14 protein-coding genes are annotated in these 13746 nt (G+C 34.8%); 3 read left to right on the top strand and 11 right to left on the bottom strand.

The annotated features are described in order from the left end of the window. Position 1 precedes the first annotated feature (1 nt). Positions 2-427: a helix-turn-helix domain-containing protein gene (locus CDIMF43_RS07965; RefSeq protein ID WP_233218306.1), complete on the bottom strand. Its 426-nt coding sequence runs from the start codon at positions 425-427 to the stop codon at positions 2-4. Positions 428-559: 132 nt separating this feature from the next. On the opposite strand from CDIMF43_RS07965, the gene CDIMF43_RS07960 reads away from it, so the two are divergent. From CDIMF43_RS07960 to CDIMF43_RS07950, 3 genes are all read left to right on the top strand, one after another. After that, on the top strand, positions 560-1744 hold the full coding sequence (locus tag CDIMF43_RS07960; RefSeq protein WP_233218305.1) for a serine/threonine-protein kinase: 1185 nt from the start codon (positions 560-562) through the stop codon (positions 1742-1744). A gap of 95 nt (positions 1745-1839) precedes the next feature. Continuing rightward, the gene (locus tag CDIMF43_RS07955) at positions 1840-2358 is read left to right on the top strand and encodes a DUF5067 domain-containing protein (protein WP_109841697.1); all 519 of its coding nucleotides are present in this window, start codon (positions 1840-1842) and stop codon (positions 2356-2358) included. A gap of 13 nt (positions 2359-2371) precedes the next feature. Further along, positions 2372-2704 (top strand): hypothetical protein, encoded by a 333-nt coding sequence (locus CDIMF43_RS07950; RefSeq protein ID WP_109841696.1) that lies wholly within the window; start codon positions 2372-2374, stop codon positions 2702-2704. Between the two features lie 56 nt (positions 2705-2760). Here the strand turns inward: CDIMF43_RS07950 and glyS are convergent, their stop codons facing one another. The 10 genes from glyS to CDIMF43_RS07900 all read right to left on the bottom strand — a co-directional run bounded on the left by glyS (position 2761) and on the right by CDIMF43_RS07900 (position 13738). Beyond that, complete coding sequence (glyS, locus tag CDIMF43_RS07945; RefSeq protein WP_109841695.1) at positions 2761-4845, bottom strand: glycine--tRNA ligase subunit beta; 2085 nt, start codon at positions 4843-4845, stop codon at positions 2761-2763. A 1-nt stretch (position 4846) separates the two neighbouring features. Next, positions 4847-5749: a glycine--tRNA ligase subunit alpha gene (gene glyQ, locus CDIMF43_RS07940; protein WP_074402800.1), complete on the bottom strand. Its 903-nt coding sequence runs from the start codon at positions 5747-5749 to the stop codon at positions 4847-4849. Between the two features lie 392 nt (positions 5750-6141). Then, entirely contained in the window at positions 6142-6984 is an 843-nt protein-coding gene (locus CDIMF43_RS07935) for a class A sortase (RefSeq protein ID WP_162532926.1), read from the bottom strand. Positions 6985-7059: 75 nt separating this feature from the next. Then, entirely contained in the window at positions 7060-8253 is a 1194-nt protein-coding gene (locus CDIMF43_RS07930) for a hypothetical protein (protein WP_109841693.1), read from the bottom strand. 260 nt (positions 8254-8513) lie between these two features. After that, positions 8514-9302 (bottom strand): DNA repair protein RecO, encoded by a 789-nt coding sequence (recO, locus tag CDIMF43_RS07925; RefSeq protein ID WP_109841692.1) that lies wholly within the window; start codon positions 9300-9302, stop codon positions 8514-8516. A 69-nt stretch (positions 9303-9371) separates the two neighbouring features. Continuing rightward, positions 9372-10271 (bottom strand): GTPase Era, encoded by a 900-nt coding sequence (gene era / locus CDIMF43_RS07920; RefSeq protein WP_074402804.1) that lies wholly within the window; start codon positions 10269-10271, stop codon positions 9372-9374. Then, positions 10271-10681 (bottom strand): cytidine deaminase, encoded by a 411-nt coding sequence (locus CDIMF43_RS07915; RefSeq protein WP_227001161.1) that lies wholly within the window; start codon positions 10679-10681, stop codon positions 10271-10273. The genes era and CDIMF43_RS07915 overlap by 1 nt, the downstream gene beginning before the upstream one ends. Positions 10682-10694: 13 nt before the next feature. Continuing rightward, positions 10695-11096, bottom strand: a complete 402-nt coding sequence (locus CDIMF43_RS07910) for a diacylglycerol kinase family protein (RefSeq protein ID WP_109841691.1) — start codon at positions 11094-11096, stop codon at positions 10695-10697. Next, entirely contained in the window at positions 11074-11550 is a 477-nt protein-coding gene (gene ybeY, locus CDIMF43_RS07905; protein ID WP_074402806.1) for an rRNA maturation RNase YbeY, read from the bottom strand. The genes CDIMF43_RS07910 and ybeY overlap by 23 nt, the downstream gene beginning before the upstream one ends. A gap of 1 nt (position 11551) precedes the next feature. Next, positions 11552-13738, bottom strand: a complete 2187-nt coding sequence (locus tag CDIMF43_RS07900; RefSeq protein WP_109841690.1) for an HD family phosphohydrolase — start codon at positions 13736-13738, stop codon at positions 11552-11554. Positions 13739-13746: the final 8 nt, after the last annotated feature.

Below are 13746 nucleotides of genomic sequence, written 5' to 3'. Positions count from 1 at the left end.
TTTATAAAAATGTATTTAATTTTTCCTCAAAAAGCAACTCATCCAGTTGTTGAATGGACAATTGATGGGTCATTCCATAAATAATCACTGCATCCCACTGATGTTTAGGGTAAAGTTTAGCATAGCTTGTTTTTTTCATCAGTAAATCTGTTTCTTCCAATGTAAGTTCCAATCCAATTGCTAAAGCAATCATTTTCTCACGGGAAGGTTTTCGTTTGCCATCAAAATATTGATACCCTGTTGCTTCCGTAATTTCAGCTCTTCTTAGTACATCAGCTTTGCTTTTATTTTTTAAAATCAAAAGTTCTGTTAAATGTATTTTGATGTCTTCTGCAATTAAATAGTCCTGTTGTTCATTTCTTACAACTTTAAAATCAGCTGCTTTTTTTAACGAATGAATCAGCTGATTCGTGTCTTTTTCCAACAAATCAATCACTCCACAAATTTTATAGCCTTCTATTATAGTATACAATACTTAAATCGCAAACAGGACTTTTTATTCAATTATTTTTTGCTATAATAGAATTGAGACTGACTGAATCTAAAGGAGCCGACATTAATGATGCAAAATGAAGAACCTTCCGCGCTTCACTATAAAGAATTAGAACCCTTAACACATAAAGAAAATAGTCCGATTTTAGTACGGAATACTAGTACTAAAGAATTTTTAGTAAAAAAAAGATACGATGTTAGTCTTTACACGAATTTAGAACGATTGAAAGAAATCAACCATCCTCACTTACCTAAAATTTTAGAAATTGTCAAAAATGACCAAGAATTATGGCTTTACGAAGAATACATTCATGGAAAAAATGGAAATGAATTGCTGCTACAAAATCAGTTAACAGATACTCAATTAATTTTAGAGTTAGGGAAAGCTGTTACTGAAGCATTAATGGTTTTGCATGAGAAAAATATTATTCATCGTGACATCAAACCCTCTAATATTATGGTTACCAATGATGGAATTGTGAAATTAGTAGATTTTGATGCCATCCGTTTTTATGATGGCTCCAAAGAAAATGACACCATTCATCTAGGAACTATCGGGTTCGCTTCACCTGAACAATATGGCTTTGCAGAAACAGATGAGCGAAGCGACCTTTATTCACTCGGCATTGTGTTAAATGTCTGCAGCACAAATTCTTTTCCAAAGGAACACCTGACAACCAATCCATTTTTAAAAGAACTGGTTGTTAAAGCGACCAAAATAGATCCCCTAAACCGTTATCAAACAGCAGCCGAGATGCATACTGCCATTGTAACTCAATTAAATCACTTAAACGAGTCAACTAAAATTGTACAAAGACATCCTTCCTTAACAAAACGGTCTGCTGACTTGGCTATAACAAAAAGAGCGACTACTTCTTCTTTTTCAACTAAATTTTTAAGTGTTGTACCTGGATTTAGAACGGGTTACTACTGGAAAAAAATCATTGCAACAATTTGGTACCTTATTTTATTTTTAGCCATCGTCACTTCTTGGTCAGCAGGAACCTTTTTTGATAAAGTGCTCGCAACTTTTGATACAACCATTTTGTTCGTATTGCCCACAATCATCGCAACTAATTTTATGGACATCCAAAATCAAATTCCATTTTTAGCGACTAAAAAACTCTATCGTAAACTACCTGGATTTTTACTTGCTATTGTGATTTGGATACTTATGTACAGTGCTTTTACATCAATTGCAACTCCTTTGTACTCACATGAATATTTAGAATCAAAAACTCAAAACAACTAAAACGATGGCCTATGCTTTTTGCATAAGACTTTCGTTTTATTTTTTTGCATAATAGTTCTTGTCAGACGGACTAACTCACAAAGGAGACGATTGAAATGAAAAAAAATAAAAAGGTACTTATTGGTTTAATGGTAGCAGGAGTTTCGGTAATGGCAGTTGCTTGTGGCGACTCCTCATCTACAACCGACACAAAAAAAGAAACAAAAGAAAAAGCACCAACGGAACAAGTTAAAAAGAACGAAGCAAAAACACCAACGGATAATGGGGATTTAGGAAAATACCATGTCGCTATTCAAGATTTTACGCTAGCTCAAGATTACAATGGAGCAGATGTAGGCATTGTCCAATATGAATTTATAAATAATAGTGATAAAAATGCCATGTTTATGATCGCAACTCAAGCAAAAGTCTTTCAAAATGGCATTGCTTTAGAAAGTGCGGTTATGACTGAAGACGGCTACAACGATCAATCAACAGATATTCAACCTGGTGCTACGATTGTAGTAAAAGTTCCTTATAAATTACAAGATACTTCGACCCCAGTTAGTGTTGAAGTCAAACAATCATTTGGAATCGGAAAAGATGTCTTAAAAAAAGAATTTACATTACAGTAAGTGAGGGGAAACAATGAGAAAAACAATTGGAATTTTATCTATTATGATTAGCATTATCGTCGGTCTTCAATCTTTAATGGCGGGACTTGCGAATACACTTTCTGACAATGGAGAAACAGGTGGTTCGGTAGGTATTTTACTGTCTTTTATCTTATTGACAGCAGGAGTCATACTTTTAGCTTCTAAAGGAGCAAAAGGCATGCTCACTTTTAGCATGATTTTCTATCTACTAGGTGGATTATTAGGAATGATTGGAGCTGGTAGCTACAAAGATTTAGTTATTTGGTCCGTAATCAGCTTACTCTTTGCCCTTCTGCTCTTTTTTCAAATACGAAAAACGGCTTAACTATTTCTTGCTCAAACCACAAAAAAAGTAACGCAAGTGCGTTACTTTTTTTGTGGTTATTTTACAATTAATTCATCTACATTAGCAAATGACAACGCTAAATCAGCTAAATTCATTAATAAAATTAAACGGTTGTTACGAATTGCTTCATTATCTGCCATAACCATATTTTCATCAAAGAATGCTTCAATTTTAGTCCGCAATGATTCTAATGTTTGGTAATCGTTCTCCATATTGCTACTTTCAAAAGCTTTTTCTGCTTCTTCTAGAGCCTTGAAAAGAGTAGCTTCTGATGCTGTCTCAAATAAAGCTGAATCTATTTGCAACTGTTTTTGAGCAACTAATTCTTTGCCTTTTTTCGCTAAATTCATCACACGAGTCATCGCTTCAATCGTCGGCTTAAAGGTCGGTTCTGCTAAATGTTTTTCTAAAACAGCAGCTGCTTCTGTGATTTTAATTAAATCTTCTTGATTTGAAGTTAAAACTGCTTCAATCACATCATGTCGTATATTTAGTCCGATTAAATGTTGACGCATTCTAGCTTTAATAAAGTCAATTACCTCAGGAGCACTTTCAGCTAATCGTTTGCTTAATTCTTCTTTGTGCTGAGTAGCAGCTATAATCATTTCTGAACGAATGGTTTCAATTGGGAAATACCAGCCTTTGTTTTCAACAATCCGCACCACGCCATAGGCTTGTCTTCTTAATGCATAAGGATCATTTGACCCAGTTGGAATCATACCTACTGCAAAGAAACTCATAACGCTGTCTAATTTATCCGCAATCGCAAGAACTGCACCCACATTAGATTGTGGCAACTCACCTTCACTTGAAATTGGTAAATAATGCTCTCTAATCGCTGTCGCAACTGCAGATTCTTCCCCTTGCATTAGCGCATATTTTTCACCCATAATCCCTTGCAACTCAGGAAATTCACCCACCATGTTTGTGACTAAATCAAATTTATAAATTTCACTAGCTCTTTTTAACTCAGTTAATTCTTGCTGGGTAAGTCCGACAATTTTCCCAATTGTTTCAGCAAAATAGCCTACACGTTCCATTTTTTCAAACATGGTTCCGATTTTTTCGTGGAATGTCACTGTTTTCAATCGTTCAACGGCATCTTTGATCGTCATTTGTTGGTCTTCCTCATAGAAAAAGGCGCCATCATCTAAACGAGCAGTTAACACTTTTTCATTGCCTTTAGCGACATTCTCAATATGGCTACTATTCCCATTGCGAACTGAAATAAAGTGAGGAAGTAAATTCCCAGCTAAATCACGCACTTCAAAGTAACGTTGATGTTCTTTCATTGAAGTCACTAGCACTTCTTCTGGAATGGCTAGATATTTTTCATCAAAGTTCCCAGAAAAAGCCGTTGGGTACTCAACTAAATTGGTTACTTCTTCTAACAATTCTTTGTCTAAACTAACTTGCCATTGTTTTTCTTTCGCAATCTCTTCAATTTGTTTCATAATCATTTCTTTACGAGTTGAACTATTTGCAACAACAAATTGCGCTTTTAATTTTTCTTCATAATCCGCTGCGCCATTAAAAGACGTTGTATCTCCTAAAAAGCGATGACCACGGCTTGTGTTGCTTGTTTCAATATCTAATAGTTTAAACGGAATAATTTCATTGTCTAGCATCACTGTAATCCAGTGAATCGGACGAATGTATTTAAAGCTATGATTTGCCCAGTGCATACTGACAGGAAACGTCATAGACGTAATGACTTTTTCTATTCCGGCCAAAATTTCTTTTGCTGGTTTGCCTGCTGTAAATTTATCTACATGAACATATTCAACGCCATTAAGTTCTTTAAACGTAATATCTTCCACAGATAACCCTTGTCCTTTAACAAATCCCATCGCAGCCTTGCTCCAATTGCCTTCACTATCAAGAGCAATTTTTTTAGCAGGCCCTTTGACAACTTCACTAACGTCTTTTTGTTTATCTGCAACATCTTTAACAATTACAGCTAATCTTCTAGGTGTTGAAAAACGCTCTATTTCAGTAAATTCTAATTTGTTTTCAGTTAAAAAATCAGCCACTCGTTTTGCTAATTGCTCACTGCTTGGAGACACATATTGAGCAGGCATCTCTTCTAGTCCAATTTCTAATAATAAATCTTTCGCCATCTTAATTAGCCTCCTTTGTTGTTTCTTTTTGAAGTAATGGGAACCCTAATTTTTCACGCTCTGCTACAAAGGCTTTAGCTAAAGCACGCGCCATTTTACGAATACGAGCCAAGTAACCCGCACGTTCTGTTACAGAGACTGCTCCACGTGCATCTAAAAGGTTAAAGGTATGACTACATTTTAAAACATAATCATAGGCTGGATGCACTAAGCCATTTTCAATTTGGACTTGTGCTTCTTTTTCGTATGCATCGAATAAATGCAACAATAATTCTTGATTGCTTGTTTCAAAAGCATATTTAGAATGCTCGTATTCAGGTTCGATAAAAATTTCACCATATTTTACGCCGTTCGTCCATTCCAAATCATACACACTATCGACTTCTTGAATATAAGAAGCCAAACGTTCAATTCCATATGTGATTTCACTTGTTACAGGTTTGCATTCTAACCCGCCCACTTGTTGAAAATAAGTGAATTGTGTGATTTCCATTCCGTCTAACCAAACTTCCCAGCCTAAACCAGCACATCCCATTGATGGGTTTTCCCAGTTATCTTCAACAAAACGAATATCGTGTTCTAATGGATCAATCCCTAATAATTGCAAACTTTCTAGATACAATTCTTGAATATTTTCTGGAGAAGGCTTCATAACAACTTGAAATTGATGATGTTGGAATAAACGATTCGGATTTTCTCCATAACGTCCATCTGCAGGTCTTCTTGAAGGCTCCACATAAGCCGCATTCCATGGTTCTGGTCCAATAGCCCGTAAAAAAGTATAGGGACTCATAGTACCTGCCCCTTTTTCAGTATCGTACGATTGCATCAGCATACAACCTTGCTCAGACCAAAATTTTTGCAATGTCAAAATCATCTCTTGGATTGTTAATTTTTTACTCATAAATGATAAACTCCTTTTGTTGGATTATAGTTGATGTTCATAAAAAAACAATTTCTTTTCTTCTTACTTCATATTTTTTATTCCAAATGAATTTTCCATCTCCTTTAAAAAATACAACAAAAAGTCCCTATGTTAACAAGACTCTTTGTTAACATAGGGACGATTTAACATCGCGGTTCCACCCTAATTCTAGCACAATCGCTAGCATCTTCATTGAACAAGCTCAAGAATGCCTTTCACAATTTCCTCTAGTTCTGGCTCTCACTCTCCCAGACTCGCTATGCTAGCCATAAATCATTACTTTTTTCTCTCAACGCTTCGTATTAAGTTGTCTTAATAATAGCGCAAAATAATCTTGTTTGTCAATCTTTTATTGCCTTTGTTTTAAAAATTTAACTCTTGTCAGTAAAAGCTGCTTGTTCTTGTTGGGAGGCTTTTGCAAGTTCTGTCTTTTTTTCAAATTCTCCTTGAACAACTAAGCGCTCTACACCAGCATCTGTACTACAAGTGTACATTGTAATCATGGTTTTATTGGCTCTATCATCTAAAATATCAACTCTGTCTGGTGCCACGATTTCTATGTTGTTCACCCGATACGTATAAATAAACTGACTGTCTTGTAAATAAATCAAATCTCCATTTTTCACATTAAATAAAGGTCCAAACAAAGATGTGTCGTCTCCAGGAACTTTATGAGCAGCCATTGGGTAATTTCCCTTTCCCATTAGTTGACCAACCTTATTAGTAGCCGCTCCTCGATAAAGGTTTTTTTCTCCGACCCCCTTCACAATTGGCAACTGAAGGTGAACCTTAGGAATTGAAACTTGACCTAAATAAACTTCTTCATCTGAATCGTCTAAAAAAGTTTCCTGAGGTTGATACGTAAATTCAACCTTAGATTGAGTATTTTTTTTCTTTATCTCAGCGATTTCTTTTTTTTCATATTGTTTTTTTATTAATGCTTGTTTTACCCTTTCAATCCGTTCATTTGTTTTTTGAGCTTCACTCTTTTGATAGATTTGGTTACCAAACGTAATAAACAGAGCTAAAAGAAGGAGTAAAATACTTATGTAGTACCATTTATTCTTTGTCTTTTTTCTTTTATTTGGATTTGTTGGTTGTACAATCAATTCATAATTTGTTTGCTCTTTTTTTTGTGGTTCTTGATAATCAATCAAAATGAAATTAATTTTTTTGGTTGACTTTATTTCTTGATTTTCATTTGAATTCCCCAATGAACTGTTCACCTCCAAAACGAACAAAAATGAGTATCAGATGACTGACACTCATTTATATTCAATTTATTGTACTTATTTTTTACGGCTTCTAACAAAAGCTGCAAGTGAACCACCTAATAAACCAATACTGCTGAATGTTGGCATAAATCCAAATCCTGCATTTGTTTGTGCTAATTTTGTTGGTTTTGTAGATGCTGCTGATTTAGCAGGCGTTTGATTTCCAGATGCCGCGTTTGCTGAAACCGTTTCATTCAACACCTCAGTACCTGTTCCGCCTTCTGTGAAGTTAAACTTGATTACATAAACATCTTTAGCATTTAATAGAGGCATTTCAACAGTAAATATAAGAGAATTATAAATAGTAGAAGAGATTATATCGTCTTTTACCACCTCACCAGAATCTAAATTAGTGACTCTTAATCCATAATTTGTTTCTGAAATATACCAAACCTCAAATTTTAACAAGCCATCTTTTGACGTATGAGTTGCTTTGTTTGCTTCTGTATTAGTTGTTTTATTGATTGTTAAGGTTGTTTCTTCCACTATTTTTTCTACCATCGATGCATTCATAATCGCAACAGCTGATTGAAATTCCATCACTTGTGGTTCAGCGGAAGCACGTTGTTCATCTGCTGCAACATTTTCAGTGATGGTATATTTAACTGGGTAAACACCAATTTTTGAGGTATCCACTTGTGAAACATCAGCTGTAATAGTTCCATCAAAAGCCTTACCTGAAGCATCTACAAAAGTAATTCCTTTTAATGGATCAAAAGCTTCTCCGACATATGAGGTTGCAAAATTATTTTCTGAAACCGCTTTGCCATTATACATAAATGAGAAATCCGTAATATTTTGAACAGGTTCAGCTGGTTTTTCTGGTTTATTTTCAACAAGTGTTTCAACAATTGTTTCCTCTTCACCCGTCACTGGATCTTGATACGTGATTGTAAACTCAACATTTAATTGAGCTACTCCTGTAGCTAAAACCGTTTCTGGTTCTTCATCTGAAAACAATTCCCATGTGAAGTTTTCTTCATCTGTCATTGTAACGCTTAGCGAAAGTCCATTCCCTATATGAACTACTTGCGTATAGCCTGGGTCAATGCGTTGCACACCGTTTGGTTTTGTAATAGTATGAACATTTTTCGGTGCGGCTTGAACTTCATTGTTGCTTAATAAGCCACTTGTTGAACTAAATCCTACCCCTAAAATAAAAGAACTTGCTACTACTCCTTTGATTAACCGCTTTTTAAAATTTGTCATAATTCTTGTTCTCCCCCTAAAAAAATAAATATGTACAAAAAATTCGCAATTAAATTTATTGTGCACTATTTAAATTTTAACAAATCGGTCGTTTTTTTACTATATTGAAAAACACCTAGAATTTAATTAACCTTACTTTATGACGCTTTTGTGACCGCTTTATTAATTATACTTAATGTTTATACGAGGAAAAGACTTTAAAGTAGTCAATCACAAACAAAAAAACGTCAACCATTTTTCTAATGAATGATTAACGTTTTTTAATTTAGTGAATTTTTATCTTTCTTTAAGAGCATATCGCCCCAAGTATACATTTGATCAATAAAGGACTTACTTTTCAATTTAATACCTACTGATTCATCATAAATCATATCAATTAAATGTCGCAACTCTTTTTTTGTCTCTTCTTTTACGGTAATTGTTCCTAATTTGTCCAATGAAATCCTTGAGAAAATTTGTAAAAAATAGATGGCTCTTGGACTTGCATGGTAGCGATGCTCATCTAAACTCCAATGCTTTTGACATAACAATCCGCCATAACTATCAGAGTAATCAAAATTTCCGTCCATTTCACCACAAACCGTACAACCTCGCAGTTCAGGGGCCACACCAAAGTAAGGCAATAATTGGACTTCAAAGATATTCACCATAATTTCTGGATCATAGCCTTCATCAATATCCGTTAACGTCATTTCCACTTTATTAAATAAAACAGGGTCTACGACACCATCTTCTAAGGCTGCATCCGCTAAATTTAATACATAAGTCGCATAGGCGTTTAAAAAGATATCTGTCTGCATCGCATTGAAATGTGTCACTTCTTTGGCATCTCGTAAAAAACACAACCCTGAATCACGAATATCTGCAATGTAAGATGCTTTCGTAAAAGGCAAAATGGCTGATTTTATTTTACTATTTGCTTTTCTTGTACCTTTTACAAAAAACATTCGCTTGCCAAACCGATTGGTAAAGATTTTAACTAGTTGATCATTTTCACGATGATTGCGAACAGATAAGATTATCCCTTCAATCTCTTCAAGCGGTCCCATCATTAGCCTCCCTTACAATCTATACAAAAGCAGACCTTAAAAGAAAATTCTTTTAAGGTCCAGTTTCTATCAATAATCGTCTTTTTTATAACCATAGTCAGTTAAATAATTTTGTTTGTCGCGCCAATCTTTTTGTACTTTGACCCAAAGTTCTAGATAAATTTTATCGCCTAGCATAATTTCGATATCTTTTCTAGCCTTGATGCCAATATCTTTTAGCATTTTTCCACCTTTACCAATGATAATGCCTTTTTGCGAAGAACGTTCAACGATAATAGTAGCTTGTACTTGTACTTTATCATTCTCATTGCGTTTCATGCTTTCTACTACTACCGCAACAGAATGTGGAATCTCTTCTCGCGTTAATTCTAGTACTTTTTCACGAATCAACTCAGACACAATAAAATACTCAGGGTGATCTGTTACTTGATCTTCAGGATAATATTGCGGTCCTTCTGGTAAACGTTTTGTGATTTCACTTAGGAGTGTTTCCACATTATTTCCTTCAGTTGCAGAGATTGGAATAATTTCTGCAAATTCTAATTGGCTTTGGTAATCATTCATAATTTCCAATAATTTTTCTGGATGAATTTTGTCAATTTTATTAATAATTAAAAATATTGGGGTTTTATTTTCTTTTAATTTATCAATAATGAAATTGTCACCCGGTCCACGTTTTTCTTCTGCATTTACCATCAATAGAATTACATCAACGCCTCTAAGACTACTTAAAGCAGAGTCTACCATAAAGTCACCTAACCGATGTTTTGGTTTGTGGATACCAGGTGTGTCGATGAAAATAATTTGCGATTCATCCGTTGTATGAATTCCTTGAATTTTATTTCTAGTCGTCTGTGCTTTATCACTCATGATTGCAATTTTTTGACCTACTACACGATTTAAGAGGGTCGATTTCCCTACATTTGGTCTGCCTACGATGGCAACAAAACCCGATTTGTACTCACTCATTATGCTAAATCCTCCGGTGTAAAGGCGCCAGGTAAAAGACGTTCAATCGTCGTTTCAAATTGGTCCCCTTTTTTATTTGTTAATAATACTGGCATATCTTTTTCACAAAACTCTGCCATTACTTGTCTACATGCCCCACAAGGCGCTATTGGTCCTTCTGTGTCTCCTGTTATGACAAGATAACTAAATTCCTTGTGGCCTTCTGAAACAGCTTTAAAAAAGGCTGTACGCTCGGCACAATTCGTTAACCCATATGAAGCATTTTCAATATTACATCCTGTATAAACAAGTCCTTCTTTAGTGACCAAAGCTGCTCCAACTGGAAATTTCGAATAAGGAACATAGGCTTTTTCCAACATTCCATTAGCTGCATCAATCCATTTTTGACTATCTTCTACGTGTTTTTTCAACGGGGATTCTCCTTTAAAAAAATAATTTGATTACTTTTGGTAAAAAAATGACAATTGCCACTATTACTGCAAATCCAGCCGTCATTAATACGGCAGCGGCGGCCATATCTTTTGCTTTTTTAGCCAACGGATAATAGTCATGATTTGTTATTAAATCAACGACATTTTCTATGACAGTATTCCACACTTCCATGACGATTACAAGAAAAATACTTAAAATCATCCATAGCCATTCTGACCAACTAACTTGAAAAAACCAACAGATAATCAAAACGAACAGTCCTAATAGTACATGCGTACGCATATTTCGTTCTTCTTTAAAGACCGTCACAACTCCTTCAAAAGCATGTTTGAAGGAGTCTAAAAAGTGCTTGTTTTTCCCACAATTTTTATTATCTTCCCAGTCCATAGGCATCTAATATCACTTTCTGCAAACCAAACATTTCTTTTTCATCAGCAAGCTCCATATGATCATATCCGTTTAAATGAAGAAAACCATGAAGTGCTAGAAACCCTAATTCACGGTCAAATGAATGACCATAATCAGCTGCTTGTTCTGCGGTTTTATCGATAGAAATAATAATGTCTCCTATATTACGAGGCATTTTTTCATCTAGTAAATCAAAATTAATCGCCTCTTCGCCTTCGACTTCATCTTCCAAAGCAAAGCTAATGACATCAGTGGGCTGATCTTTTCCACGATAGTCACGGTTAATTGTTTGAATTCCCTCATTATCAGTAAACGTTACTGACATTTCTGTATCCTCTGGTAAATTTAAATGACCTCCAGCAAATTCTAATAATGATTCTACTAGTTTCTGCTGTTCAGTAGTTACTTTTCCAGTTTCATCATATAAATCAAGTTCCATATTAGGACTTCCCTTCATTTGTAGCGTTGTTTTTCTTAAGCGTTGGATATTCTATACGTGAATGAAAGGTCCCATTTAACCCTTCACAAATTGATAATTCCACTTGGTGCAATTCTTTTAAAGTGATTGCACATTCATCAAATTGACCATCGATAATTCGTCCATTAATCAATTCATGAACAAAAGTCGCAATTTTTTCAGTTGTAGGTTGTGACATTGCTCGGATGGCGGCTTCACAACTATCGGCAATATTGATAACTGCGGCTTCCTTTGTTTGTGGTTTTGGTCCAGGATAACGAAAATCACTTTCCAAAACATCCGGATTGGCTTCTTTGGCTTTTACATAGAAAAATTTCATTAGCGTAGTGCCGTGGTGTTGGGCACAGATGTCCACAATTCCTTTTGGCAACTTCGCTTCCTCTAACATTTTAACACCTTCTGTAACATGATTAAAGATAATTTCTTTGCTCTCTTCTGGTTTTAAGATATTATGAGGATTTTCCATCCCAGGTGGTAAATTTTCAACGAAAAAGAAAGGATGTTTTATTTTTCCAACATCATGGTAATAACAAGCCACTCTAGCAAACATTGAATCTCCACCAATTTCTTCGACTGCATTCGCACTTAGATTAGCCACCATCAAACTATGATGGTACGTTCCTGCTGCTTTTATTAAAAGTTCTTTTAACAAAGGCTGATTCGGATTGGCTAACTCTGTCAAAGTCAAAACGGCATTGTCTTCAAACAATACTTCTATATACGGATTCAATACAATCGCTAAGATATATGACGCTAACCCACTTAATACTCCGTAAAGCAAAATCAGTAAACCGTCTCTTGACAATGGTTGCATATTTAAATAGAGAACAAATGCAATAACAAACAAACTATTAAAAATTGTTATCCAGATAAACGTTGGCCACAATTGGCGATTGATTCTCGCTCTACTTAGCATTGTTCCCATCATACCACTTAATAAATAAAAGAGTGTTACGACTAAACTAAAACTAGTTCCAGCTTCTCCAATAAAAATAAAAATAGAGAACGCTGCTAAAAATCCATTTGCAATAATGCCAAATCTTCTAGAGACAAATACGGTAACAAGTAAGGGAATCAACGCTGCTGGATATAACATGGCTAAGAAATTGGCGCCAGATGACTGAATCAATTGCAATCCCTTCATGACAATGACACCAAATACCATGACAAAGATGTATAGCGTAATATGTTGACCTCTTTCAATCAAACGATTCTTTTTATTCATTTCCAAGTAATAGAGAATGAGCATTTGTGTAATCAATACTAAAATCAACGCATAAATTGGACGGTAAGAAGCTGTTTTATCTAATAGTCCAAGCAATTCAATTTGATTCATTGCATTGCTATCCACAATATGTCCTTCTTGAACCAGCACTTGTCCTTGTAATATCATAGCTGGCTGAACACGTTCAACAGCCATTTGCTTTTGTTCTTCTGTTGCTTTTTCGTTTAAAATTTCATTTTCGACAATGCTATTTTCAACAATTAAACTGGCCGTTCTCAGATTATTTCCTGTTAAGTTACTATATTCTAATTTGTCCTTTGCTTCTTGTTTTACTTCAGTTAAATCTGTATCTCGGATGGCTTTTGACATTTTTTCTTTGACAATTTTCCAAGTATTTTCTTTTACAGATTTTAACGTCGCACTTTCCATATTTAGCAATTGTACGATTGCCCAATCAGGTAAGTCATTTGAAAAATCATTTGCTTGATCTGTTGAGGATTTCATTTTTTCACGAAAAGCCACTGTTTTTTCTTTATTTAATGTATCAATTGCACTCTCTCTATTTTCAGTTGTTTCTTCTATTTTTTTTGTTTTATCTTGATATTGCGTTCGAATGTCTTCAATTGTAGCGAATAAAATTTCAAGTTTAGATAATTGAGTATTCACTAAATTGCTGTTTAATTGATAAACCGGTTGAACACTCTCCGAGGCTGCTTTTTGATTCTCTTTCGTTTTTTCTTTATCTTCAATTGTTGCATTGGCGCGAACCGTTTCGTCGGCTACTTGATATAATCTCAAGTCCAATGATTTTGGTTTAACGCTATCAAAAATAATGAAAAAAAGAATGAGGGAAAATAGTGCAAGTACAAATGGAATGTAAAATTTCCCCATTTTCTTTTGTATGCTAACTATTATTCGCTTCATTCTTACAC

The sequence above is a fragment of the Carnobacterium divergens genome (assembly GCF_900258435.1).
Taxonomy (GTDB): domain Bacteria; phylum Bacillota; class Bacilli; order Lactobacillales; family Carnobacteriaceae; genus Carnobacterium; species Carnobacterium divergens_A.
This window is presented reverse-complemented; position numbering and strand designations above follow the sequence as displayed.